The organism is Flavobacterium foetidum, from assembly GCF_004634245.1.
Taxonomy (GTDB): domain Bacteria; phylum Bacteroidota; class Bacteroidia; order Flavobacteriales; family Flavobacteriaceae; genus Flavobacterium; species Flavobacterium foetidum.
Map to the genome: position 1 here is coordinate 25,413 of NZ_SJTF01000017.1, position 24,609 is coordinate 50,021.

The 24,609-nt window shown below is 34.7% G+C and carries 23 protein-coding genes; 9 read left to right on the forward strand and 14 right to left on the reverse strand.

Annotated features, from left to right (window positions below):
* Positions 1-388 precede the first annotated feature (388 nt).
* Positions 389-1,021 (forward strand): hypothetical protein, encoded by a 633-nt coding sequence (locus E0W73_RS18750; RefSeq protein WP_135223573.1) that lies wholly within the window; start codon positions 389-391, stop codon positions 1,019-1,021.
* A gap of 3 nt (positions 1,022-1,024) precedes the next feature.
* Positions 1,025-2,881, forward strand: a complete 1,857-nt coding sequence (locus E0W73_RS18755; RefSeq protein ID WP_135223574.1) for a hypothetical protein — start codon at positions 1,025-1,027, stop codon at positions 2,879-2,881.
* Between the two features lie 261 nt (positions 2,882-3,142).
* On the opposite strand, the gene E0W73_RS18760 is transcribed toward E0W73_RS18755, so the two are convergent.
* From E0W73_RS18760 to E0W73_RS18815, 12 genes are all read right to left on the reverse strand, one after another.
* Positions 3,143-4,030, reverse strand: coding sequence for a fructose bisphosphate aldolase (locus E0W73_RS18760; protein WP_135223665.1), 888 nt, complete (start codon positions 4,028-4,030; stop codon positions 3,143-3,145).
* Positions 4,031-4,118: 88 nt separating this feature from the next.
* Complete coding sequence (locus tag E0W73_RS18765; RefSeq protein ID WP_135223575.1) at positions 4,119-5,057, reverse strand: DUF4421 family protein; 939 nt, start codon at positions 5,055-5,057, stop codon at positions 4,119-4,121.
* A gap of 151 nt (positions 5,058-5,208) precedes the next feature.
* Entirely contained in the window at positions 5,209-6,111 is a 903-nt protein-coding gene (hemF, locus tag E0W73_RS18770; RefSeq protein ID WP_135223576.1) for an oxygen-dependent coproporphyrinogen oxidase, read from the reverse strand.
* Positions 6,112-6,115: 4 nt separating this feature from the next.
* On the reverse strand, positions 6,116-6,496 hold the full coding sequence (locus E0W73_RS18775; RefSeq protein WP_135223577.1) for a hypothetical protein: 381 nt from the start codon (positions 6,494-6,496) through the stop codon (positions 6,116-6,118).
* Positions 6,497-6,556: 60 nt separating this feature from the next.
* The gene (locus E0W73_RS18780) at positions 6,557-7,108 is read right to left on the reverse strand and encodes a transposase (protein WP_135223578.1); all 552 of its coding nucleotides are present in this window, start codon (positions 7,106-7,108) and stop codon (positions 6,557-6,559) included.
* Between the two features lie 134 nt (positions 7,109-7,242).
* Complete coding sequence (hemE, locus tag E0W73_RS18785; RefSeq protein ID WP_135223579.1) at positions 7,243-8,310, reverse strand: uroporphyrinogen decarboxylase; 1,068 nt, start codon at positions 8,308-8,310, stop codon at positions 7,243-7,245.
* Between the two features lie 74 nt (positions 8,311-8,384).
* On the reverse strand, positions 8,385-9,050 hold the full coding sequence (locus E0W73_RS18790; protein WP_135223580.1) for a uroporphyrinogen-III synthase: 666 nt from the start codon (positions 9,048-9,050) through the stop codon (positions 8,385-8,387).
* Positions 9,043-10,122 carry a PDDEXK nuclease domain-containing protein gene (locus E0W73_RS18795; protein ID WP_208730551.1) on the reverse strand — a complete coding sequence of 360 codons (1,080 nt, stop codon included), beginning with the start codon at positions 10,120-10,122 and terminating at the stop codon, positions 9,043-9,045. The genes E0W73_RS18790 and E0W73_RS18795 overlap by 8 nt, the downstream gene beginning before the upstream one ends.
* A 57-nt stretch (positions 10,123-10,179) precedes the next feature.
* Complete coding sequence (hemC, locus tag E0W73_RS18800; RefSeq protein WP_135223582.1) at positions 10,180-11,103, reverse strand: hydroxymethylbilane synthase; 924 nt, start codon at positions 11,101-11,103, stop codon at positions 10,180-10,182.
* Between the two features lie 267 nt (positions 11,104-11,370).
* Positions 11,371-12,621 (reverse strand): glutamyl-tRNA reductase, encoded by a 1,251-nt coding sequence (gene hemA / locus E0W73_RS18805; RefSeq protein WP_135223583.1) that lies wholly within the window; start codon positions 12,619-12,621, stop codon positions 11,371-11,373.
* Between the two features lie 359 nt (positions 12,622-12,980).
* Positions 12,981-13,568 (reverse strand): globin family protein, encoded by a 588-nt coding sequence (locus E0W73_RS18810; protein WP_135223584.1) that lies wholly within the window; start codon positions 13,566-13,568, stop codon positions 12,981-12,983.
* A gap of 16 nt (positions 13,569-13,584) precedes the next feature.
* Positions 13,585-14,019, reverse strand: a complete 435-nt coding sequence (locus E0W73_RS18815; RefSeq protein WP_135223585.1) for a hypothetical protein — start codon at positions 14,017-14,019, stop codon at positions 13,585-13,587.
* Positions 14,020-14,386: 367 nt separating this feature from the next.
* Here E0W73_RS18815 and E0W73_RS18820 point away from each other — a divergent pair, with 367 nt between their 5' ends.
* The 7 genes from E0W73_RS18820 to E0W73_RS18850 all read left to right on the forward strand — a co-directional run bounded on the left by E0W73_RS18820 (position 14,387) and on the right by E0W73_RS18850 (position 21,138).
* On the forward strand, positions 14,387-15,253 hold the full coding sequence (locus tag E0W73_RS18820) for an AraC family transcriptional regulator (protein WP_394345999.1): 867 nt from the start codon (positions 14,387-14,389) through the stop codon (positions 15,251-15,253).
* Positions 15,254-15,267: 14 nt separating this feature from the next.
* A complete protein-coding gene (locus tag E0W73_RS18825) occupies positions 15,268-16,368 on the forward strand; it encodes a PDDEXK nuclease domain-containing protein (protein ID WP_135223587.1) in 1,101 nt (366 codons plus the stop codon).
* A gap of 125 nt (positions 16,369-16,493) precedes the next feature.
* Positions 16,494-17,507, forward strand: coding sequence for a ferrochelatase (hemH, locus tag E0W73_RS18830; protein ID WP_135223588.1), 1,014 nt, complete (start codon positions 16,494-16,496; stop codon positions 17,505-17,507).
* An 86-nt stretch (positions 17,508-17,593) separates the two neighbouring features.
* Complete coding sequence (locus tag E0W73_RS18835; protein ID WP_135223589.1) at positions 17,594-18,142, forward strand: CopD family protein; 549 nt, start codon at positions 17,594-17,596, stop codon at positions 18,140-18,142.
* Between the two features lie 224 nt (positions 18,143-18,366).
* Positions 18,367-19,782 (forward strand): ATP-binding protein, encoded by a 1,416-nt coding sequence (locus E0W73_RS18840; RefSeq protein WP_135223666.1) that lies wholly within the window; start codon positions 18,367-18,369, stop codon positions 19,780-19,782.
* 10 nt (positions 19,783-19,792) lie between these two features.
* Complete coding sequence (locus tag E0W73_RS18845) at positions 19,793-20,575, forward strand: enoyl-CoA hydratase/isomerase family protein (RefSeq protein ID WP_135223590.1); 783 nt, start codon at positions 19,793-19,795, stop codon at positions 20,573-20,575.
* A 164-nt stretch (positions 20,576-20,739) separates the two neighbouring features.
* On the forward strand, positions 20,740-21,138 hold the full coding sequence (locus E0W73_RS18850) for a hypothetical protein (protein ID WP_135223591.1): 399 nt from the start codon (positions 20,740-20,742) through the stop codon (positions 21,136-21,138).
* Positions 21,139-21,915: 777 nt separating this feature from the next.
* On the opposite strand, the gene E0W73_RS18855 is transcribed toward E0W73_RS18850, so the two are convergent.
* Positions 21,916-22,569, reverse strand: a complete 654-nt coding sequence (locus tag E0W73_RS18855; RefSeq protein ID WP_135223592.1) for a metal-dependent transcriptional regulator — start codon at positions 22,567-22,569, stop codon at positions 21,916-21,918.
* Between the two features lie 103 nt (positions 22,570-22,672).
* Positions 22,673-24,541 carry an Nramp family divalent metal transporter gene (locus E0W73_RS18860; protein ID WP_135223593.1) on the reverse strand — a complete coding sequence of 623 codons (1,869 nt, stop codon included), beginning with the start codon at positions 24,539-24,541 and terminating at the stop codon, positions 22,673-22,675.
* Positions 24,542-24,609 lie beyond the last annotated feature (68 nt).

Here is a 24,609-nt window from a genome sequence, read left to right on the forward strand (position 1 = left end):
AAAATGAAGTTGTGTTTTTGTTTTTTAAAGTTGTGTTGCTTTTTTAAGCGTTGCAAAGTTAAAGAAAAAGGAATAGAATAAGGCTTTTAGCACGAACTGGAATCCGTTAATATTATCTAAAATTTTACTCGTTGGGTGAAATTATTTTCAACACATAGAAACATAGTTTAACTAAACTTAAAAAAGGCGTTTCACTACTCTAAATGCACATAGTTTAGCTATGTGTGGAAACTTGTTTCTTCCATTTTCTTTTTTCGGCACAAAAAACTATGCTTCTATGTGTTAAAATACTTTTATTTTTTAATTACACCCAACGGGTTAAAATTTTGTTTTTTATTGTTCGTAGTGAAATTGTGGATTTTTAAAAAATTCCGTCTAAATTTGTGTAATGAAGAAAATTCTCGCTTTATTTTGCTGTCTGCTCCTAACAAGCTGTTTCGAGATTACAGAAAGAATCAAACATCACGACGATCAAAGTGGCGAATACACATTAATGATCGATTTCTCAAAATCGTGGTTTAAAACCAAATCGGCTATTTTTTTGGAAGAAGTTGATGGCGTTAAGATTCCGAACGAACAGGAAATTACCCAAAAATTAGATGATTTTAAAGTAAAAGCATTGAAGATTGATGGTATTTCTAATGTAACAACCAAAACCGATTTTAGCAATTATGTTTTCATTATCAAACTGAACTATGCCAACCTGAAAGCATTAAACGCAGTTGTTAATACCATAAACAATCAGCGCGACCAGATTCACTTTAGCGGAAGCGGCAAAACTTTTGAAAGAATTGCATCTTATCCGGTTCCAGAAAAAGTAGTCAATGATCCCAAGAAGAAGAAAGATCTTGAGGAAGCAAGCATTACGTCTATTTATACTTTTGATCGAGATATTTTAACTGCTGACAATGCAAACAGCAAAATTTCGAAAAACAAAAAAACAGTTTTCCTGAAACACAGTATGTACAGCGTTTTTAAGAAATCGACCCTAATGAACAATACAATACAATTAACGCCTTAATTTATGAAGCAGCTTTATTCCTTATTTTTATTATTCGCCTCAATACTGACTTTTGGTCAAGCTAATTTAGACAAATACGATTATTTTGTACAGTTTAACGGAAATCAGCTTTCGAAGAAAGTAGAGGTTGATCAAGTGCTGAATCATCCGATTATTACAAAATTTACCAGTAAAACACCCGATTTTGATTTTCGAAAATATACTTCAATTATCAAATTAGACCAGAAGATTACCATTCACGGAAGTTTTCTCGACAGCGTTCCTTATTATCAAGTTACGATTCCGATAAAAAACAAAGAAGATGTAAAGCAATTTCTAGTGGAGAATTTAAAAGCAGAACAAAATGCAATTCAGGATTTTGGGAAATATGCTGTTTTTACGCCAAAAGGAGTAAAGAGAACTTTAGCTTGGAATGATAATTTTTTCGTGATTTTCGAATTAACCAAAAGGCTTCCGACGAAATTTTACAAGGAAGAAAGTGCTATAAGCGCAGTCGATTCTGTTGCAACAATAGATTATTTTGAAAATGATACGATTGCAGAAGCTCCCGCTGTTTATGATGTTCCAGCACCGCCGGTTTATACATCTCCAAAAGATGAAGCACCAGCTGTTACTGAAGTTTCTCCAAAAGCATCAGATATTATCTTAGATGTCGATCCATACGACCAGAATCCGTATGAAACATATTCAGCAGAACAAGCAGAATTTGATAGAAAATTGGCAGAGAATCAAAGTAAAATCATAAAACAATTATTTGAAAACGGTTTTACAGCGCCAACTTCTTCTAAAATTACGATTGGAGCAGATATTTCTTCTTGGGTAGATTATGGCGGCATGATTTCGACTTTGTATTCTGCTTACAGTTATCCGATGAGACTATTCGGAGGCTTTGATAAATACCTGCCGATGCAGAAGAACTTTGGGAATTTTGTAAAAGGAATAAACCTTGACTTCTATTTTGATAATGACAATGCCAGAATCGAAGAAATCGTAGAATATTCTAAAGAAATTGCTGAAGCAGTAAGCAAAATAGGAAATCGAAAAATCAACAAAAATATCTTTAATTATTTCCCAGCCAATAAGCCATTGGGATATATGTCTTATCATTTTAACACGGAAGAGGCACTTGAGAAGTTTCCGTCATTAATGACCGATATGTTTCAAAATCCAAAATTTACAAAAGAGGATATCGTTGTTATAACTGATTTAATTTCTACCATTGTTGATGAAAAAGCCACAGCGAAGCTTTTTGATGGCGATTTAAGCGCTTTTTTGCACGATGTGAAAGAAGTTGAGGTAATGACCAAAAAATATGGTTATGACGAAAATTACGAAGAGAAAATTACGGAAGAGAAAGAGAAGAAAACAATTCCGTTGTTTACAGTAGTTTTTACCTCCACACATCCAACTTTTGGTGACAAATTGTTGCAGTTAGGTGTTCGAAAAAAACTGCTGGCGCAAAACGGAAATTATTACCAGATTTTAGGAACTAAGGAATATGGAGATATGTATATCCTGAAAGATAAAGATGTTGTAGCGGTAAGCAATACATTGGATTATTTTGGTAAAGGAAACGGTTCTTTTGTAAAAGAAACCAAGAAAGATTTAAGTAGGAATGCTATTTTCGGACAATTAAATATTTCGCAGACAATTAAAGCTTTTGGACAAAACGCTAAAGATGATGAATTAAATAAAATGAATAGATTCGCATCACAATTTTCAGATTTTACCATGGAATCACCTAAAAAGCTGATTGACAATAAATTTAAATTTGTTTTTAAATTGAATTCATTACAAAACGATAAAAATATTATTTTGCAGACATTAGATTTGGCCAATGATATGATGGCTTCAAAATAAAGTTTAAAACCAAAAAAGGCTGTGCAAAATTTAGGACAGCCTTTTTTAGTTAAAGCCCCAGCGAGGCATAATATTTATAGGCATACAGTCATACAGATTCAAAGGAGCTCCAGAGGAGCGAAATAAACAAGCATTGTGAAAAAATATACCGCTCCTCTGGAGCTTTATTATTGGTGATAAATATGATTTCTATAAATATTTAGCTTCTCCGAAGCTAATCTTTGGTTATTCAATATTTCTTCGAATTGTCTTATTTTTATTTTAAGTAATGGAAGCTTCGTAAATGGTTTTTATAGTATCGCCAAGCACGGCATTAAAATCATCATCAGACTGATTTGTGCTGAGGCCCTCGGATAATGCTCTTGAAAAACTGGCAATTAAGCCGTGATTTTGTGCGAGTTTAGTATTGGCTTCTTCTCTAGAATAACCCCCAGACAATGCAACAACACGCACCACATGAGGATTTGATATTAGTTCGCTGTAAAAATCATTTATTGTTGGGATAGAAAGCTTCAACATCACTTTTACTTCTTTGTCTAAAGCATTAAGCTGTTTTATGATTTCATCTTTAAGAATCTGTTCTGATTTTTGTTTGTCTGGACTATAAATATCAATTTCAGGCTCAATTATCGGAATAAGGCCTTTTTGATAGATTTGCAAACCGACTCTAAACTGCTGTTCTACTATATCACGGATTCCTTCTGGATTTGCTTCTTTAATTACAGAACGCATTTTGGTTCCAAATACGTTTCGTTCTACTGCTCTGGTCAGCAATTCGTCTAAATTCGGAATCGGTTTCATGAGTTGAACGCCACTGGCTACGTCGGCAAGACCTTTGTCGACTTTAAGAAAAGGAACGATTTTTTTCTTTTCCCATAAATAATCTGCTGTCCATTGGCCGTCAATTTTTCGGTCCATAGTGTTTTCAAACAAAATAGCTCCTAGTATGTATTTGCTGTCAAAAGACGGACTTTTGATAATTCTAGTTCTCATTTCATGTACAAGAGTGTACATTTCCTCGTCATTTGAATAACTTTTTTCTTCAACGCCATATTGTGATAAAGCCTTTGGTGTGCTTCCGCCGCTCTGATCCAATGCGGCAATAAATCCTTTTCCGGATTGCATGAGATTTAACTGTTCGGTATTTATGTTTTTCATAACGATAAATTTTAGTGTATAAATTCCAGTTAAATTACGCAATTTTTTTGTGACTGCTTATAAATCAATGATTAACATTTTAAAGTCCGATTTTCTTATTTACTTTTTCATAGACTTCTTTTACTTTTTTGGGAGGGTTAAATCGATAACCAACAGAAAGTTTTACAGTGACGATATTATCATTCAGACGCGGGTCGACTTTATCATCTTGTGCAAAGCTTACGGTATTAAGACTTGCAAAACCGAAGAAACGGTCTTTATTATAGGCCAGTTTTAAATTGAAATCGGCCTGATACAGAGCTGAGGTATCTTTGTCAATGACATTCAGCCCAGCGCCTAAAGCAAGTCCGGCTCCGATCAAAACTCTATCATTAATTACAAAATTATAAAAATAGGAAGGTGCCAGCGTAAATACATACATATCTCCAGGTGACGAATCGGACGTATTTAAATCGAGATTGGTATAATAAAATGAAAAAGACGGAATAAAACTTCCCGAACTTTTGGTTTGCCATTCGTTTTGACTTACTAATGATTTAAAAGAAAATTTCTCATTGAAAATATATGAAGTAGACCCGCCAATTTTTGTGGTTCGCATATTGGGCAACTGAGCCGTTATATTATCATCACTAATATAAAACCCTTTTTGATTGATGAAAGTAAATGACTGCATCCATTTTTTATAATAAAAACGGGTGTTGAAATTAAAGTGTTTGGAATTAGAGTCGCCTTTGTTTTGACTTAGAAATTTAGGAGCAAAACCAAAACTAATGTCAATGATTTTGTAATTGAGGTTGAAACCAATCTGCTCTCTTCGATTCGGAATAAGATTTACAAATATTTTAGGGTCTTGAGTGTCTGAAGCAATCTGAAAACTATTGGAAGTGTCTAAATAATAGATACTGGCAGTAATTTTATCATTGTAGGATTTGAAATAGGGGTTTTGCAAAGTGTCATTTTGGGCGAAACATCCAAAAATGCTGATAAAGAATGTAGTGTAAATGGTTTTTAAACACATAGAAACATAGTTTTTGGATTGTTTTAAAAAGACATTTCATTCAAAATAAATCACATAGCTTATGCCAAAAAAATGTAGTTTTTAAAATCACCTCTAAGATAGGTCTTTAAATTTATGTTTCTATGGGTTAAATAAATTTTTGTGATGAAAGTTAAACCCAATCAATTGGATTTTGCAATACATTTATCAATTTCTCCTCTTCGCTTCCTGCTTCTGGATGATGGTCGTAAACCCATTGCACATGTGGAGGCAAACTCATCAAAATACTTTCAATTCTTCCGTTGGTTTTTAATCCGAATAAAGTTCCTTTGTCGTGAACTAAATTAAATTCGACATAACGGCCACGACGAATTTCCTGCCAGGTTCTTTGTTCTGGAGTATAAGGAAGATTTTTTCTTCTTTCCACAATTGGAACATAGGCTTCAAGGAAACTATTTCCGACTTCAGTTACAAAATCGTACCAGTTTTCCATTGACATTTGGTCATTTGTTTTGCAATAATCAAAGAACAAGCCGCCAAGTCCGCGGGCTTCATTTCTATGTGCATTCCAGAAATACGAATCGCATTGTTTTTTATATTTTGGATAAAACTCTGGATTATGTTTGTCGCAAGCTGTTTTACAAATTTGATGAAAGTGTTTTGCATCTTCTTCAAACAAATAATAAGGCGTTAAATCCTGTCCGCCGCCAAACCATTGATTGATTACTTTTCCAGATTCATCATACATTTCAAAATAGCGCCAATTTGCGTGAACGGTTGGAACCATTGGATTTTTCGGGTGAATTACCAAACTTAATCCGCAGGCAAAGAAATCGGCTTCACCAACATTGAACATTTTCTGCATCGTTTCAGGCAATTTTCCGTGAACGGCCGAAATGTTTACACCTCCTTTTTCGAAAACAGCCCCGTTTTCGATAACGCGTGTTCTTCCGCCACCGCCTTCCGGACGTTTCCATAAGTCTTCACGGAATTTTGCCGTTCCGTCAACAGCTTCTAATCCAGCACAGATTTGGTCTTGTAGATTTTGTATGTATGCGTAAAATTGGTCTTTCATTTAATTATTTTTTTGCTTTCGCAGAAGTAATTTTAGTATTTATTCCAAAAGAAAAAACCTTACTTTCCTGTTGAATATAGTGATAAATAGCCAAAGCTTTTTCTTCAAACGGATAATTTTCTTCTTTTGAAAATTCTAGCAATAAATCACCGAATTGTTCTAATTGTTCCCAATCAAAATGAAGACGAGTTAGTAAAGTGATTAATTCTTCATTTGAATAATTAATCAAGCTTTCGATGTTTAATCCGAATTCTTTTAATTGGTTTTCGATGTCAGATTTCTGTAAACTATTTAAAGGATAAGGAACATAAACAAGTGTTCGTAACGTCTTGAGGACATTATCGATTCTGATTTTTTCTTCGTCTCTTAAGCCTTTGTTGAGCATGATTATGTTTTTCGTTCTCCTGCAAGGTTTTTAAAACCTTGCAGGACAAGTGAAACCGAATCACTCAAAAGTATACGTTTCATTTAAAGAATCATTCTTTTGATTATGACAAAAGATAAAATTTTCAAAATCTCCAAACAAATTTAAAACCTCATTACGTTCTATTTTGGTTTCTTTATTTGATAAAAAAGATTGATAAGACGAAAATCTAAAATTCGTAAAATCCAAATCAAAATGATGTTTCGGATTTAAATGTACATAAAGAATCAGTCGTCTTAAATAATTTTCATCTTTTAACCTTATTCTTTTAAAATGCTTTTCGAATAAACTTCCCGTTCTATTGGTTTGTTTATTAAATGCCTTAGCATAAGAATTAAATAAGTTCGAAAATGCTTGTGTAACTTCTTTCTCTTCTACATTTAGGCGAATCACTAAATGAAAGTGATTATTCATCAAGCAATAAGCAAAAACTGAAATTTTATGTTCTGTGTATTTAGCTAATTGTTTTAAGAAATAAAATTTGTTAGCGTCATTTTCAAAAACAGTTATTCCATTAATTCCTCTATTGTAAATATGATAATAACAATCTTTTTCCAAAACTTCCAATTTCATCTTTCAATTCATTTTTCATCTCCTGCAAGGTTTTCAAAACCTTGTAGGTGTTTTTCTTGTTTTACGATTGCTTATTATACCTACAAGGTTTTGGAAACCTTGCAGGAATGCCAATAAAGAATGAAAATTAGATGCTAATTCCCGTATTCCTTCACCGCGTCAATAAACGCTTTTGCGTGGTCTACAGGGATATTTGGTAAAATTCCGTGGCCTAAATTTACGATATATTTATCTTTTCCGAATTCGTCAATCATTTGGTGAACCATTTTTTTGATAGTCGGAATAGGAGAAAGCAATCTTGAAGGGTCAAAATTTCCTTGTAATGTAATGTTTCCTCCAGACAAATAGCGAGCATTTCTAGCCGAACATGTCCAGTCAACTCCTAATGCAGAAGCACGGCTTTTTCCCATTTCGCCAAGAGCAAACCAGCATCCTTTTCCGAAAACAATAACTGGTGTAATATCAGCTAAAGCGTCAACAATTTGATTGATGTATTTCCATGAAAATTCCTGATAATCAACAGGAGAAAGCATTCCTCCCCAAGAATCAAAAATCTGAACGGCATTTACTCCCGATTTTACTTTTTCTTTTAAGTATAAAATCGTTGTATCTGTAATTTTTTGCAATAAAGTATGCGCTGCGGCCGGATTAGAAAAACAGAAACCTTTTGCTGTATCAAAACTTTTAGAACCTTTTCCTTCAACAGCATAACAGAAAATGGTCCAAGGCGAACCAGCGAAACCAATTAATGGCACTTCGTCGTTCAGCATTTCCTTAGTCAATTTCACTGCGTCAAAAACGTAGCCTAAAGTTTCATTTACATCTGGAACGTAAACTTTGTGAACATCAGCCAAAGAACGAATCGGATTTGGAATAATCGGCCCTAAATTATCTTTCAATTCTACGTGAATTCCCATTGCGCGAGGCACAACCAGAATATCTGAGAATAAAATCGCAGCATCTGGAGCAATTCGGTGAATTGGTTGAACTGTAATTTCAGCGGCTAATTCTGGAGTTTCGCAACGTGTAAAAAAATCATATTTATCACGAAGTTCTCTAAATTCTGGCAAATATCTTCCGGCTTGACGCATCATCCATACTGGCGGGCGTTGCACTGTTTCTCCTTTTAATGCTTTTAAAAATAGGTCGTTTTTAAGCCCCCTAACCCCCGAAGGGGGAATTTGAATATCGTTATTGTTCATTTTAATTAATTTTTAAACTTATCGTAATGTTTTTGTTTTAGCCTTTCTAAATTCCCCCTTTGGGAGCCAGGGGCTTATTTATATTCTTGAATTACATCTTCAATCACATCTTCAATTGTTGGCTGGTCTGCAACGATGATGTTTTTTGTGATTTTTGATAGAGCTTCTGCGGTGGTTTCTCCAATACAGAAACAGATTTGTTTATTGATGCTATTATGTTTCAGATAACTTTTAACTCCAGACGGACTAAAGAACAAAATCGCTTCTGGATTTGCTTTTATTTTCTGAGGTTGCAACGTAGTTTCGTAAACCTGAATTTCGTTGAATTTTATTCCCGCTTCTTTTAAAGCTTCTGGCAAAGTGTCTCGTCTTAAGTTTCCGCTAAAGAAAGTGAAGCTTTCACTATTATAAATCAGAGTGATAATTTCGGCTAAATCCGAAGCGTAACCAGTATAAGCCACAACATTAAAACCATTTTCTTCTAAAAGAGCTTTGGTTTTAAGTCCAACACAATACGCGTTTTTCTTTTTTAGTTCTTCTGATTTTGGATTTGATAAAACACTGTGAACAGCATTCTGACTTGTAAAAATCAGACTTTCGTTGAGGTCTTTCAGTTCGAAAGGTTTGTTTTCTGTTTTAATGAAATCGGCTTCGATTAATTCAACGCCGTATTTCATCAACTCTTGTTTATAAAGAGGGGATAATATTTTTGTGGATACTATTTGGATTGATTTACTCATTTAATATGCTTTTAAATTCTTCTGAAGTTGGTAATTTACCTTCTAACTCTTTTGGTAATTCTTTACTTAAAGTGTATTGTGAAACACCAATAGGTTTGTTTACAGTTTTTAAAGCATATTCTACTTCTAAATGATTTTTTTCAGGAACTAATAAAATGCCTATAGATGGTTTGTCATCTTCTTGTTTAAGTTGTTCATCGATTAATTGAAGGTAAAAATCTAATTTTCCAACAAATTCCGGTTCAAATTCAACTATTTTTAATTCAACAGCAACTAAACATTTTAAGATTCTGTGATAAAAAAGCAAATCTATATAATAATCTTTATCACCTAATGATAATCGATATTGATTTCCGATAAAACAAAAACCATAACCAAGCTCTAACATTAATCTTTTGACCTTTTCGACCATTGAGTTTTCTAATTCTCTTTCGGTAATGGGTTTGTTTATGTCTAAGAAATCTAAACTGTAAACACTTTTAATGCTTTCCCTCGCCTGTTCCTGAAAATGTTCTGGTAAAGCTTTTGCAAAATTATGCTGAGATGGTTTTGATGTATAATGCTCGTAAGCATTTGCTTTTATTTGATGTAATAAAACTGTGTTACTATATCTGTTTTTAATTGTCTGTTCCAAATAAAATACACGAGCTTTGATATCTTTTACTTTCTGGAGAATAGTAATATTATGCTTCCAAGGTGTATTTAAAACCAATTTTTTTACATATTCCAAATGTGAAACCAGCGGTTTCACATTTGTATTTTCTAAATGTGAATCAAGCTGGTTCACATTTGAATATTCGGAAACTAATTGCTTCATAAATTGGAGATTTCGGGGTGACCAACTCACTCCCTCACCAATTAAGTGTGGTAAATCTCGGCTCAATAATAAAATAACCGATTTTCCCCAACCAAATTCCTCTTGTTTTTTAATAATTAATTCGCCAATATTCCAATACAACTGATTTGAAATAGTTTGCACCGATTGAATCGCTTGTACCCGATGTTGCTGAACTGCGGTAGCTACATCCGAAAGAAATTCGTTGTAAGCGTCTGGCGAGATATCTTTATTCAACTGGGGCATAACTGTTTCAACTACTGATTGAACTTGATTTTAAAATTTAAAAGTACTTTATTTTTTCAAGGATTCTTTAATCTGCTTCATTAATTCCGTTCCGCCATTATTCAAAATCTCCTGTGCAGAGTTGAAACCTAGTTTTTTCCATTCTGAAATATCAACCGTTTTGTCGATTTCAATTTTTTGTTTCCCATCGATAGAAAGTAAAACACCTTGAAAATGAAGTGTGTCTTCATCTTCATTATACGTTACTAAAGCTCCAATTGGGGCAGTACATCCACCTTCAAGCGTTCTTAAAAATTGGCGTTCGATATAGGTACATATTTCAGTTTCAATATCATTCAACTGAGAAAGTGCGTCAAGTGTATAATTATCATTTTCCATTGCCACCACAAGCATTGCGCCTTGTGCCGGTGCCGGAATCATCCAGTCTAAGTTGATGTAATTTTCAGGTTTTAAGTTGATTCGCTCCAAACCTGCAGCAGCAAAAACAGCCCCATCCCAATCATTGTCCTGAAGTTTTTGCATGCGGGTGTTTACGTTTCCGCGTAAATCCACTACAGTATGATTAGGGTGTTTATTGAACCATTGCGCCTGACGACGTAAACTTCCCGTCGCAATGGTACTTGGATTTGTAAAATCGGGATTTCCTTTATGAACCAAAATATCCAAAACATTGGCTCTTGGCAAAACAGCTCCCTGAACAATTCCTTTTGGCAAAGCAGTCGGAACATCTTTCATAGAATGCACAGCAATATCAACATCGCCATTAATCATCGCGATGTCAAGCGTTTTGGTGAAAATTCCAGTGATTCCTAATTCGTAAAGTGGCTTATCCAGAATAATATCACCTTGAGATTTTACCGCAACAATCGAAGTTTTATAACCTAAATCGTTTAGTTTTTTTTCTACTGTGTGTGCTTGCCAAAGTGCTAATTCGCTATCGCGTGTTCCAATTCTGATTGTTTTTTCTGCCATTTTTTGTTTTTTGAACCATATAAGTTATATAAGTAAATTTAAGCAGTTTGGGTAAAACAGAATTTAAATAATCTGATATAACTTTGTTTTTGAACCATATAAGTTATATAAGTAAATTTAAGCAGTTTGTGTAAAACAGAATTTAAATAATCTGATATAACTTTATTTTTGAACCATATAAGTTATATAAGTAAATTTAAGCAGTTTGTGTAAAACAGCAGTTTATATTAAATGAACTTATATAACTTATATGGTTTAAAAATTTATTTAAGATGCTTTTATTTTGAAGACTTTCTCGATCCATTCGATGCTTTCATCGACCATGGTGTCGTCGTCTTTTAAATGATTTGCAAAATGCGTAGTGATTTTCTGGATGATACGGTTACTGATGATTTCAGCTTGTGCCTCGTTGAAATCAGCGATTTTTTTGCTTTGAAAATCCAATTCTGAAGCTTTAATTGCGTTTAACTTTTCTTTTAAAGCATTAATAGTTGGAGCGAACTTTCTTCCTTTCATCCAAGTAACAAATTCTTCTTTGATTTCTTCAATAATTGCTTCGGCAGCCGGAATGTGTAATTTTCTGTTTTCCAGAGTTTCATCTGTCAATTGAGACAAATAATCCATGTGGATTAAAGTTACACCTTCTAATTCCTCTACATTTTCATTAACGTTTTTAGGAATAGACAAGTCCAGAATCAACAAAGGTTTTTTAAGATTCAAAATTGCTTTGTCAACCGTTGGGTTTTGCGCGCCGGTTGCTACAACCACAACATCAGCTTTTTGAAGTTCTAAATGCAATTCAGAATAATCTTTAACAATCAAATTTAGTTTTCCGGCCAATTTCTCAGCTTTATCTTTAGTTCGGTTGATTAAAGTAATATGTTCGTTTTTAGTATGTTTTACTAAATTTTCGCACGTATTTCTTCCGATTTTTCCAGTTCCGAAAAGTAAAATGTTTTTGTTGCTAATATCCTCAACGTTTTTAAGGATGTATTGTACAGAAGCAAAAGAAACCGATGTAGCACCAGAACTAATTTCTGTTTCTGTTTTAATTCTTTTACTTGCCTGAATTACCGCATTTACCAATCTTTCCATAAAAGCATTCGCTAATCCTAAAGATTTTGAATGAATAAAAGACGTTTTTATTTGAGATATAATTTCGAAGTCGCCCAAAATCTGACTATCTAAACCAGTTCCTACGCGAAATAAGTGATTGATGGCTTCTTGATTTTTGTAAACGAAACCTACTTTTTGAAAAGCGTCTACAGAACCGTTACTGTTGTCGCAGATAAGTTTTATTAATTGAAATGGATGTTCAGCAAAACCGTAGATTTCGGTTCTGTTGCAAGTTGAAGTAACTATTAAGCTTTCTATTCCTTCGTTTTTAGCCTGTTCCAGCAATCGCGTTTTCGCAACAGCATCCAAACTAAATTGACCTCTGACCTCAGCATCAGCTTTTTTATAACTCAGACCAACTGAGTAAAAATAAAGGTGTTTCGGTACGTTATTGTTTTCCATAAATTCACTTTCATAAAAGTGCAACAAAATTATTACTATAGCATTGATAAAAATAACGCTAAAAGTACTTTTTATGTCGCTGTATGTTTTTTTGATTCTAAACTGGTCTTTTTATTTAGAAATCAGCACTTTTATAGCAAAATCAAGTCGTTTGAAACGTTTTGTTTAGAGTCATTCTAAATAAATGAGAGCAAAAAGATAAAATTTATCTGAAAAAAAATATCGCTGAGGGTTCAAAAATTTAAAGCACAATTTTTCAAATTATTTACTATTCGATTGGCGTTATTTTTATTCTAAAATTGAATTGAATAAAAAGCGCCATCTTAAAAATTTAAAATAGCGCTTCAAGTAAAAACAAATTATTTTTGAACAATTGGAGTCCTTAACGACTCTAAAACAGCAACGATGTCTGTATAAAGTTCTGTGTTAGAAGCAACACCGTTTGCATTTGCAGCGGCGCCAACATATCCCACAAATTTTGTGTAATCTGCATTGCTTGATTTTGTCCCCATTCGAGGATTTCTCGCCGGATCGTGCGCGGCCGACATGTTCAAGCCTGAATAAGTGTTTACAGCATTTTTTCCTCCCGTGTTAAAAGAGAAAAAATCAGTAAGGTTATCTGATAATTTGGCAATATTGGTTGCCTGTGTGTTTCCTGTTTCTGCCAAAAGAGGAGCAAAGTGCGCCTGTAAATTGCCTGAAGCATTAGACTGGATATCTGCTACAATTAATCCTATAGTAGAATTTACAACCTTACGAAAGCTTAAACGGCCTTTCTCAATCATCTGTCCCGAATTATCTGGGTCCGAAACCATAACAGAACCGCCCAATCTCTCATAGATAGTTGCTTTTTCTGCTGGAGTTTTATCATCGTCGTTGCTGCAAGAAGTTAATGCCGCCGATGCAATAATTAATGCGCCAAGTGTAATTTTAGAAAAATTTTTCATAATAAATATTTAAAGGTTAATTAAAAAACTGATTGATTTTTTTTGACAATTTGTAACTGTAACTATTCTGGTCTACTGGACAAACTTCCTTATTTGCCAGACCAGCAGGAAGAATATAACGTTGAGCATCATAATCGCCTTTGCTCATCAATTCGTCAAATACTTTTTTAGAATTGGTAATCTTATTGTTATGAAAATAGACTACAACATTCCTTTTTACGATTATAGAATCGGTAGTTAATCCTTTTATGGACCTCAAATCTGAACAAATCTTTTTTGCGTACGCAGAATCTATGTTTTCTTGAAAATCAATCCTGCTTACTTGAAGATTCGGACTTTCATAAACGGCTGGTTTTGCTGTAATAATGTGGAATATCAAAATGGCGAAAAACAACACACCGGTTATTACAACCGCCCAAAGCCCCTTTTTTACTGTTTTGTTAATTTTCATAAAAAGCATTTATTTAATTGTTGATTTAGTTTTTTAGGAATCATTTACGTGAAGTTTTTGTAATTGGTTTTATTAAACGGCAACAAATCCTCAATTTAGAACAATTAAAAATAATGTAAGAAATAATTGATGTTTGTTTTTAGGAGCATTCAAGGAGAAAAATCAGTAAATTATCAGTATATAAAAAAGAGTGATGTCAAGAGTCTATGAAGGATTTGAGTCGAAAAACAGAGAATAGGACTTTGAAAGAATAAAGAAATTATAAATTTGGAAGCAAGTAAACGATAAACCCATCAAAAAGATTTAATTTTGAAAACCCAAATTATCGTTTCAATAAAATCAGTTACAACTTGAATAAGGAATCAAAATGGAGGAAGAAATAAAAATTGAAGACGACTTTACGCTAATCAGGTTTCAGAACGATAGCTCAGAGCCTTTTTTTGCGCAGCATGAAATAGGTACGGGACTAATTCAGTTTCACTTCGGGATAAAAGGAAATGCCAAATTTTTATTCAATCAAGGCAATTATGCTTTGGAACTGAAAGAAGAAAAATCGTTGCTTTTGTACAATCCGCAGAAAGAATTGCCTCTTAATCTGGAATTGGCTCCAAATTCTTGGGTGATTTCTGTAATTGTTTCCATCAAGAAATTTCACGCCTTATTTTCTGCCGAAGCCGATTATATCACTTTTTTAAGTCCAGATAATAAGGATAAAAAATATTATAACGAAGGAAATATCAGTCCGTCGATGGCGATAGTTTTGAGTCAGTTGTTTCATTACAATCTTCATCCATCGATAAAAAACCTTTATTATAAAGGAAAAGGATACGAATTGTTGAGTTTGTATTTCAACAGAACCGAAGACCCAAACGCAGAACAATGTCCGTTTCTGATTGATGAAGAAAACGTTCTGAAAATCCGAAAAGCCAAAGAAATCGTAATTGCTAATATGGCAGAGCCTCCGGGATTGCAGGAATTGGCAGATGAAATTGGTCTGAATTTGAAAAAACTCAAAATGGGTTTCAAACAAATTTACGGCGATACGGTTTATGGTTTTCTTTTTGATTATAAAATGGATTTCGCTAGAAAACTTTTAGACAGCGGTTCTTATAATGTAAACGAAGTAGGATTGAAGATTGGTTATAGCACGGGAAGTCATTTTATAGCGGCCTTCAAAAAGAAATTCGGAACAACACCTAAAAAATATTTGATGTCGATTAATGCTAATGTTTAATTGAGAATGAGAATATGACGATTGAAAATACACATTTGCAAACTATAAAAGAATTAAAATCGGCTATTTTAGCGAGCAGATATCGTGTTGCTGTTTTGGCGAATAAAGAAATGCTAGGGCTGTATTTTGCGGTTGGAAAGCTTATTTCGGAAAAAACACAACAAGAAAAATGGGGAGCGAAAGTTCTCGAAATTTTATCGAACGATTTGCAAAATGAATTACCAGGATTAAGAGGCTTTTCGGCATCTAATATTAAGAAAATGAGGATTTTTTACGAAACCTGGGAAGATTGTTTTACAATTGGTTCGTTACCATCGAACCAATTTGGTGAAGCACAAAATTCTGAAAATCAAATAATTGTAATTGGTTCGATGGTGTCGAACCAATTTGCGATTGAGTTTCAAAAAGTTGGATTCTCACACCATTTCGAGATATCATCAAAAACAAAAAAACTAGAAGAACGTATTTTTTATATTCAGAAAATAGCCTCTGAATTTTGGAGTATTACAACTTTAAGACATCATTTAAAATCCAATTTATTCAGGCAACAGGGTACTTTGCCTAATAATTTTGCCAAAGTAATTACACAAGATGATTTACGAGCTAAGGCTTTAATGGCTTTTAAAGATGAATATTTATTAGATTTTATCAATATAGAAGACCCCGAAGAGGAAAATGAAAGATTAATTGAGAATGAGATTGTTAGAAACATCAAAAAGTTTTTACTTTCTTTAGGGACCGACTTTGCTTTTATTGCCAATCAGTATCGATTCATTTTAGATGATACAGAATATTTTGTTGATTTACTTTTTTACAATCGAAAAATGCAATGTTTAGTGGTTTTTGATTTAAAAAAGGGAAAATTTATTCCAGAGTATTTAGGTAAAATGAATTTTTATCTTTCAGCATTAGACGAAATGGTCAAATTGCCTCATGAAAATCCTTCAGTAGGAATTATCCTTTGTAAAGAGAAAAACAATAAAGTTGTGGAGTTTTCTTTTCGTGATGTTAATAAAGCAATGGGGGTTTCAACTTATAAAACAGCAAATGAATTGCCAAAAGAATATAAAGGATTACTGCCAGATGCAGAAATGCTTAAAAAATTGATGGATTAAGAAGCATCACTTTTATAAATAACAACATAATTAAAAAGTAATAATTATCATATTTCGAAAAAGTTACAAGTTCTACTTTTGCCGAAATTTTAAAAACAAATTAAAAGCTTAAAAGCAAAAACATAATGAAAGGCGTATTATTAGTAAACTTAGGTTCTCCAGACAGTCCAACTCCAAAAGATGTAAAACCGTATTTAGATGAATTTTTAATGGATAAATACGTGATTGACGTTCCGTATTTATTGAGAGCATTATTGGTTCGCGGCATTATTTTAAGAAAAAGACCAGAAGAATCGGCACATGCTTATTCGAAAATCTGGTGGGAAGAAGGTTCGCCATTAGTCGTTCTTTCAGAAAGAATGCAACAAAAAGTGCAGCCACTTGTAAATGTTCCTGTTTCGCTGGCAATGCGTTACGGAAGCATGACAATCGAAAAAGGACTTCAGGAATTGAGTGATAAAGGAGTTACTGATGTACTACTTTTTCCGCTATATCCGCAATATGCAATGGCTTCGACTTTGACGATTTTGGTTAAAGCAGAAGAAATTCGCAAGAAGAAGTTCCCTCACATGAAATTTACTGATGTTCCGGCATTTTATAACAAACCGGATTATATCAAAAACTTAGCAGATTCTATTCAGAAACATTTGGTTGGATTTGAATATGACCATTTATTGTTTTCGTATCATGGAATTCCAGAGCGTCACATCCGCAAAACCGATGTAACAAAATCGCATTGTAAAATTGACGGTTCATGCTGTAACACACCATCTCCGGCGCATGAATTCTGTTACCGTCACCAATGTTATGAAACCACAAGACAAGTTGTGAAATTATTAGGGCTTCCAGAAGACAAATACAGTTTAACTTTCCAGTCTCGTTTAGCAGGAGATAAATGGCTAGAGCCTTATACAGACGTTGAAATTGATAATATGCCTGCAAAAGGAATTAAAAAATTAGCAGTTGTAACGCCGGCTTTCGTATCCGATTGTTTAGAAACTTTGGAAGAAATCGCAATGCGTGCCAAAGAAGATTTTGAAGCAAATGGAGGAGAAGAATTCTTGGCAATTCCTTGCTTAAATGACGATGACGAATGGTGCCAGACGGTTTCTAATTGGATTAATGATTGGGCTAAGTAAATTTTAGTTTAAGGTTTAAAGTTTCAGGTTTTTCTCAAAGTTGATTAACTTGAAACCTGAAACCTGAAACCTGAAACAAAACAACAATGGAATATTATAACTATCTAAAATCACTGCATCTTATTTTTGTAATAACTTGGTTTGCAGGTTTGTTTTATATCGTGCGTTTGTTTGTTTATCAAATTGAAGCAAGTGAGAAACCATCTCCAGAAAAGGAAATTTTGCAGGCACAATATAAAATTATGGCCTATCGTTTGTGGTACATTATCACATGGCCGTCGGCGGTTCTGGCAAGTATTTTTGCTTTTTGGATGCTGTTTTTTACAGATGCAGGACATATTTGGATAAAAATGCCGTGGATGCACGTAAAATTATGTTTCGTTTTCCTATTGTATTTATACCACGGAAAATGCCATCAGATTTTTAAGCAACTCCAAAGAGATGAGGTAAAATATTCCAATAATTTCATGCGTTTATGGAATGAAGGCGCAACGATTATTTTGTTTGCCGTTGTATTTTTAGTAGTTTTAAAAAGCGCCATCAACTGGATTTACGGCGTAATCGGAATTATTTTATTCTCAGTTTTAATTATGCTGGGATTCCGATTTTATAAACGAATAAGAGAAAAAAAATAAAAAAGGTTGCCACAAATTACACGAATTAGCACAAATTTCTTTTTGTAATATTTGCCACAGATTAAAGGATTATTTGGATTAAAAAGAATCATTTAAATCCTTTTTAATCTGTGGCTAAAATAAAAATTAGTGAGAATTAGTGTAATTCGTGGCAAAAAAACAAAACTATGTTTAACAACTTCAAAATGTCAATGCTTTCCCTTCGTACCAGGATTTTCCTGTCGATGATTGTATTGATTGTTGTGGCATCTTTTTTATTGGCTTCGATTTCGATTATTCAGTTTAAGACTGAGGCCAAAGAATACCATCAGGAACGGTTGGAACGAAAAGAAAATGCCGTAAAAGAACATATCAATTATGTTCTGGCAACTACAACTTATCCGCTGAAAACCCAGAATCTGGATTTGATTTTTAAAGACAAAATCCACGAGCTGGCTCAGATTCACAAAATCGAAATCAATATTTACAGTCTCGACGGAAAACTGCTTAAATCATCCAAAGAATCTTTCGCTGTTGATAAAGTGGCACCGCCAATTCCCGAATATATCTTGAAACTGGTTCGCTCTTCTATCGAAAAACGTTTTGTAGACATTAAAACGATTGACGGAGTCAAAAACCGTTCATCCTACAGTTTAATCAAAGACGAAAAATTCAAACCACTCGGCATTTTAAACCTTCCCTATTTAGAAGACGATGGTTATTACGACAATGAGCTGAATACTTTCCTGATTCGTCTGAGTCAGGTTTATTCTTTTATGCTGATTGTGGCTTTTGCATTGGCGTATTTCCTTTCGACCTATATCACAAAATCATTAAAAACCATTTCCGACCGTTTGGAAGAAACCAATCTGGACCAGAAAAACGAGAAAATTGTTCTGGAAGCGAATAGCAAGGAAGTCAATTTCCTTATCAAAGCGTATAACGGAATGGTCGATAAACTCGAAACGAGTGCCATTAAGTTGGCACAAAGCGAACGTGAAGAAGCTTGGCGCGAAATGGCAAAACAAGTCGCACACGAAATCAAAAATCCGCTTACACCAATGCGTTTGACGGTTCAGAGTTTCCAGAGAAAATTTGACCCAAATGACCCTGACGTGAAGCAGAAAATGAATGATTATTCCGAAACCTTAATTCAGCAGATTGATACGATGACATCGGTGGCTTCGGCGTTTTCGAACTTTGCTTCGATGCCTGCGCAACAAAATGAAACTTTGAATGTTGTTGAGGTTGTTGAACTGGCTTTGGATATTTTCAACGAAGATTATATTGTTTTCGAAAAAGAAGAAGAAGAGATTATTTCCAAAATGGACCGTACACAATTAATTCGTGTTATTACCAATTTGGTTAAAAATGCAACTCAGGCCATTCCGGAAAGTCAGTTCCAAAAATCGATTGTGGTGACAGTTAAAAGAATAAACGACAATGTTGAAATTGCCGTAAAAGACAACGGAATCGGAATCCAAAGACAAGATATCGGCAGAATCTTCGAACCTAAATTCACCACCAAAACCAGCGGTATGGGACTCGGACTCGGAATTATCAAAAACATCATCGAAAATTACAAAGGAACAATTACCTTTGAGTCAACTTACGGAAAAGGAACGACTTTTACAGTTACGCTTCCTATCACTAACTCATAAAACCAATACCATGAATTACGAAAATATTTTAGTTTCCATAGAAGAAAAAATAGCAACCATTACTATAAACAGACCCACGAAACTCAATGCTTTAAACAAAGCAACCATCAGTGATTTGAGTAAAGCTATAAGTGCCTTGGGAGGCGATGAAAATGTTCGCGTAATCATTATAACCGGAAGCGGAGAAAAAGCTTTTGTGGCCGGAGCAGATATTTCGGAATTTGCGAATTACACGACTGTTGAGGGCGCTCAACTGGCAGCAGAAGGACAAGAATCTTTATTTGATTTTATAGAAAATCTAAGAAAACCAGTTATTGCAGCTGTAAACGGTTTTGCTCTTGGCGGCGGATTAGAATTGGCGATGGCGTGTCATTTCAGAGTCGCTTCTGACAATGCAAAAATGGGATTGCCAGAAGTAACTTTAGGATTAATTCCAGGTTACGGAGGAACACAGCGTTTACCGCAATTGGTAGGAAAAGGCCGTGCGATGGAAATGATTATGACCGCCGCAATGATTTCGGCCGAAGAAGCAAAACAATACGGTCTGGTAAATCACGTAGTGCCTCAAGCAGAACTTTTGTCGTTTACTACTGTTATAGCTCATAAAATCATTAAAAACGCACCTTTTGCAATAGGAAAAGCCATAAAATCAATTAATGCCAATTTCAAAGACGGCAAAAATGGTTTCGATACCGAAATAAAATCATTCGGAGAATGTTTCGGAACCCAGGATTTTAAAGAAGGAACAACAGCCTTTTTAGAAAAACGTAAAGCTGAATTTACAGGGAAATAATTTTTCTTAACCGCAAAGGTCGCAAGGGATTACGCAAAGCACACAAAGAAAATAAAAAACTTAGCGAACATTGCGTAAATCTTCGCGACCTTTGCGGTTAAAAACACAAAGATTGTAAAAACCTTAGAATCTCAGCATCTCAGAACCTCAGAACCTTAAAAAAAATGTACGAACCAATATTTGCCCTTTTTTGTGAACGAGTTAAAGAAAGCATCCAAAACGGAACTTTCGCTAAATTGACTTTAGCCAAAACCATGGGCGATACCGAAATTAAAAACATCTATTTTCGTTTGGTTCTCAACGAAGACAATACCTTTTCTATTTCCTTAACTTCCCGTTACAAAACGGAAGAAATCGAAAGCATTCATACTTTAGATGAAGCTTTACTGATTCTGGGAACTTACATCAAAAAGCCATTTTTAACCGCGCTTTTATTTACAACTGATAACGATGTTACTTTCAAAGTAAATAAAAAGAACGCTGGAAGTATTATCGAACAGCCACCGACATTTAAAAATGCTTCGCCAGTTATGCTGGAAATGATTGAGAAAGGAATTGTTTAGTTTTTTGGAGCTAATCCCGCTATCCGTTTCAATCTTTTGTGGCGAACCCCGCCACAAAAGGATTTTCACTTCTATCGGGGCTAGGGCACTCGGTTTCAAAATAACATTTTGGTTTTTCGAATGTTTTTAGAGCATTAAATATAATTAATATGTTCCGTTCCTTCAACGGATTAAAATCCGTTGCTACAATATATATCGTTCCTTCGGGACTTTTCACATTATATTTTTTTATATCCTAACAGGTTTTAAAAACCTGTTAGGTATCTGGATATTTATGTCCAATTTATAGATTAAATTAAAAAAGAGCCATAGGCTCGCTAAATTTTGTAGCGACGGATTTCAATCCGTCGTAATTGTCGATAAGGAAAAAAGAGAGCCGTAGGTTCGACCCATATAATTCTGAGCGTATCTCTGCGGAATAACCATCTTAAATCAGTTTCACAAACAAATTATAGGTTGCTACAATATTGTCCGTTCCTACGGAACTCTATTGGCATGTTTGCATTTGAACAACGGATTGAAATCCGTTGCTACAATATATATCGTTCCTTCGGAACTTTTCACATTATATTTTTTCATATCCTAACAGGTTTTAAAAACCTGTTAGGTATCTGGATATTTATGTCCAATTTATAAACTAAAATGAAAAAAAGAGCCGTAGGCTCGCTAAATTTTGTAGCGACAGATTTCAATCCGTCGTAATTGTCAATAAGGAAAAAAGAGAGCCGTAGATTCGACCCATATAATTCTGAGCGTATCTCTGCAGAATAACCCATCTTAAACCAGTTTCACAAACAAATTAGAAGCAATTTTATTCGAAATAGACAATTCCGTGTCATTAACCTTAATACGAACCGATAAATCGAAAGATTCTTTAGAAAGAAATTCAATCTTAGAACCCAGGGCAATTCCTTGTTTATCGAGATATTTCAAGAACTCAGAAGAAGTATCTTTTACGCCGACACAAACCCCAGTTTGATTATCTGATAATTCAGAAAGCAGTTGTTTTTCGATTTTAATTATTCGGCCGTTAGCATCTGGGATTGGGTCTCCGTGTGGGTCTTCTGTTGGATTTCCAAGAAAATCATCCAAACGGTTAATTAATTGTTCCGATTTGATGTGTTCTAATTGTTCTGCAATATCATGAACTTCATCCCAGCTGAAATTTAGCTTTTCAACCAAAAACACTTCCCACAAACGATGTTTACGAACAATCATTTTGGCTGCCAGTTTTCCGTTTTCAGTCAAAGAAACGCCTTGGTACTTTTTATAATTCACCAAATCTTTCTCCGCCAGTTTCTTCAACATATCCGTAACCGAGGAAGCTTTCGTTTCCATGATTTCAGCAATAGCATTGGTGCTCACTTCTGTTTCCAAAGTAGCAGTTAAGTGATAGATTGATTTAAGGTAGTTTTCTTCTGAAAAGGTCATTTCTTTTGAGGTTCTAAGGTTCTAAGGGGCTGAGGTCCTAAGGTTTTGTTTTAAGTTTCGAGAGAAAACTTAGAACCTTAGCAACTCAGTACCTCAGCACCTTTTATTTAACAATCAACAAAGGTATCGAAATTTTGTGTCTTAGTTTGTCTACCGTTGTGCCAAAAAGGATATCTTTCAGGCCAGTGTGGCCGTGGGTTCCCATTACCAGAATATCAAAAGTGCCTCCGTTGATGATTTCGGGGATTGTCTTATCCGGTTTTCCAAAGCCAAGTTCTGTATCTATTTTGAAACCTTTTGACGAAAGCATTTTCTTATATTCCAACAACAGTTTTTCGTCGATTGTGGTTTCGTGGTCGTGAGTGTGTATGCCATACATTAACGCACCAACGGTTTCGACAATATGAATAAGCGTATATTGGGCATCCATTCCGCCTAATTCGAAGGCGTGGTTTAGGGCGGCTTCATCGGCATTAGAAAAATCGACAGAAATCGCTATATTTTTTACTTCCTGAGTTTTCTTTGGAGAAAAATGCAGTTTTAGGTTGTGTGGCGAATGATTGATGTTTTTTGATTTGGCTCTGGCAATAAACGGTTTAAAAACGATGTAAAGCAACAAAGCTAAAAAGCCAAACGCAAGAGGTACCACCGTAAGCCATAAAACCGTCGGATGACTGGATTCGGCTAGCCATGAAGTGATTTCGTCATAAACCAATTTAGCATTCAGCGAGACGATAGTAGTAGCGATAATCCAAGAAACAACTTGAGTGGTTTTCGAAATATGAAAACCATTCATTTTCGATTTGTCACTTACAAAATGAATCAGCGGAATAATAGCGAAGCCCAATTGCAAACTTAGAATAACTTGACTCAGGATAAGAAGTTTGCCCGTTACGCTTTCGCCATATATCCAAATGACAATCAATGCGGGAACAATCGCAATCAAACGTGTTATAATTCGACGAACCCAAGGCTGAATTCTTAAATGTAAATAACCTTCCATAACAATTTGTCCTGCAAGAGTTCCCGTTACAGTAGAACTTTGCCCGGCGGCAATGAGAGCGACAGCAAACAGAATTGGTGCCCATTTGGTTCCAAGTAAAGGTTCTAGAAACTGATGTGCATCCTGAATTTCGGCAACTTCAAACATGCCATTTTTATGAAACGTTGCCGCCGCAAGAATTAAAATCGCTGCATTGACAAAGAAAGCCAGATTTAAAGCGATAGTTGAATCTATGAAGTTGTATTTTAAAGCCTGTTTGATTCCAGCGGGCGTTCTGTCAAACTTTCTGGTCTGTACCAAAGAGGAGTGCAGATACAGATTGTGTGGCATTACGGTCGCCCCGATAATTCCGATAGCAATATATAAGGCTGCCGAATTTGGAATAGAAGGAACCAACCCTTCAATAATCTTATGAATTTCGGGTTCTGCAAATATCATTTCGAAAATAAATGAAAAACCTATGATTGCAACCAAAGCAATAATAAAAGCTTCCATTTTTCGAATTCCCTTATTAATCAGGAAAAGAAGAATGAAGGTGTCAAGAACAGTAATCAGCACGCCTTCAAAAAGCGGAATGCCAAAAAGCAGGTTGATTCCGATTGCCATTCCGAGCACTTCTGCCAAATCGCAGGCTGCTATCGCTATTTCTGCCAGAAAGTATAAAATGTAGTTGATGTATTTAGAATACGTCTCTCGCGAAGCCTGTGCCAAGTCACGCTGCGTTACAATTCCGAGGCGGGCGCTTAAACTCTGTAAGAGCAAAGCCATTAAATTACTCATTAATAAAACCCAGACCAAAGTGTAGCCGAATTGGCTTCCGCCGGCAATATCTGTTGCCCAGTTTCCTGGGTCCATATAGCCGACACTTACGAGATAGGCCGGGCCTAAAAATGCCAGTATTTTTCTAAAACCTTTTTTTTTGTTTTCAGTAGAGACTGATTCGTGTACTTCTTCTAAAGATTTACCCATTGTAAAAGTATTGTTTTCACAAATATATAGAAAAATGATATTCGCGGAACAATATTTTTAGGCAAGTC

Bases quoted from the DNA above. Each gene is read 5' to 3' on its own strand.
- E0W73_RS18750 (WP_135223573.1), top strand. From the start codon at position 389: ATGAAGAAAATTCTCGCTTTATTTTGCTGTCTGCTCCTAACAAGCTGT.
- E0W73_RS18755 (WP_135223574.1), top strand. From the start codon at position 1,025: ATGAAGCAGCTTTATTCCTTATTTTTATTATTCGCCTCAATACTGACT.
- E0W73_RS18765 (WP_135223575.1), bottom strand. From the start codon at position 5,057: ATGTGTTTAAAAACCATTTACACTACATTCTTTATCAGCATTTTTGGA.
- hemF (WP_135223576.1), bottom strand. From the start codon at position 6,111: ATGAAAGACCAATTTTACGCATACATACAAAATCTACAAGACCAAATC.
- E0W73_RS18775 (WP_135223577.1), bottom strand. From the start codon at position 6,496: ATGCTCAACAAAGGCTTAAGAGACGAAGAAAAAATCAGAATCGATAAT.
- E0W73_RS18780 (WP_135223578.1), bottom strand. From the start codon at position 7,108: ATGAAATTGGAAGTTTTGGAAAAAGATTGTTATTATCATATTTACAAT.
- hemE (WP_135223579.1), bottom strand. From the start codon at position 8,310: ATGAACAATAACGATATTCAAATTCCCCCTTCGGGGGTTAGGGGGCTT.
- E0W73_RS18790 (WP_135223580.1), bottom strand. From the start codon at position 9,050: ATGAGTAAATCAATCCAAATAGTATCCACAAAAATATTATCCCCTCTT.
- hemC (WP_135223582.1), bottom strand. From the start codon at position 11,103: ATGGCAGAAAAAACAATCAGAATTGGAACACGCGATAGCGAATTAGCA.
- hemA (WP_135223583.1), bottom strand. From the start codon at position 12,621: ATGGAAAACAATAACGTACCGAAACACCTTTATTTTTACTCAGTTGGT.
- E0W73_RS18810 (WP_135223584.1), bottom strand. From the start codon at position 13,568: ATGAAAAATTTTTCTAAAATTACACTTGGCGCATTAATTATTGCATCG.
- E0W73_RS18815 (WP_135223585.1), bottom strand. From the start codon at position 14,019: ATGAAAATTAACAAAACAGTAAAAAAGGGGCTTTGGGCGGTTGTAATA.
- E0W73_RS18820 (WP_394345999.1), top strand. From the start codon at position 14,387: ATGGAGGAAGAAATAAAAATTGAAGACGACTTTACGCTAATCAGGTTT.
- E0W73_RS18825 (WP_135223587.1), top strand. From the start codon at position 15,268: ATGACGATTGAAAATACACATTTGCAAACTATAAAAGAATTAAAATCG.
- hemH (WP_135223588.1), top strand. From the start codon at position 16,494: ATGAAAGGCGTATTATTAGTAAACTTAGGTTCTCCAGACAGTCCAACT.
- E0W73_RS18835 (WP_135223589.1), top strand. From the start codon at position 17,594: ATGGAATATTATAACTATCTAAAATCACTGCATCTTATTTTTGTAATA.
- E0W73_RS18840 (WP_135223666.1), top strand. From the start codon at position 18,367: ATGATTGTATTGATTGTTGTGGCATCTTTTTTATTGGCTTCGATTTCG.
- E0W73_RS18845 (WP_135223590.1), top strand. From the start codon at position 19,793: ATGAATTACGAAAATATTTTAGTTTCCATAGAAGAAAAAATAGCAACC.
- E0W73_RS18850 (WP_135223591.1), top strand. From the start codon at position 20,740: ATGTACGAACCAATATTTGCCCTTTTTTGTGAACGAGTTAAAGAAAGC.
- E0W73_RS18855 (WP_135223592.1), bottom strand. From the start codon at position 22,569: ATGACCTTTTCAGAAGAAAACTACCTTAAATCAATCTATCACTTAACT.
- E0W73_RS18860 (WP_135223593.1), bottom strand. From the start codon at position 24,541: ATGGGTAAATCTTTAGAAGAAGTACACGAATCAGTCTCTACTGAAAAC.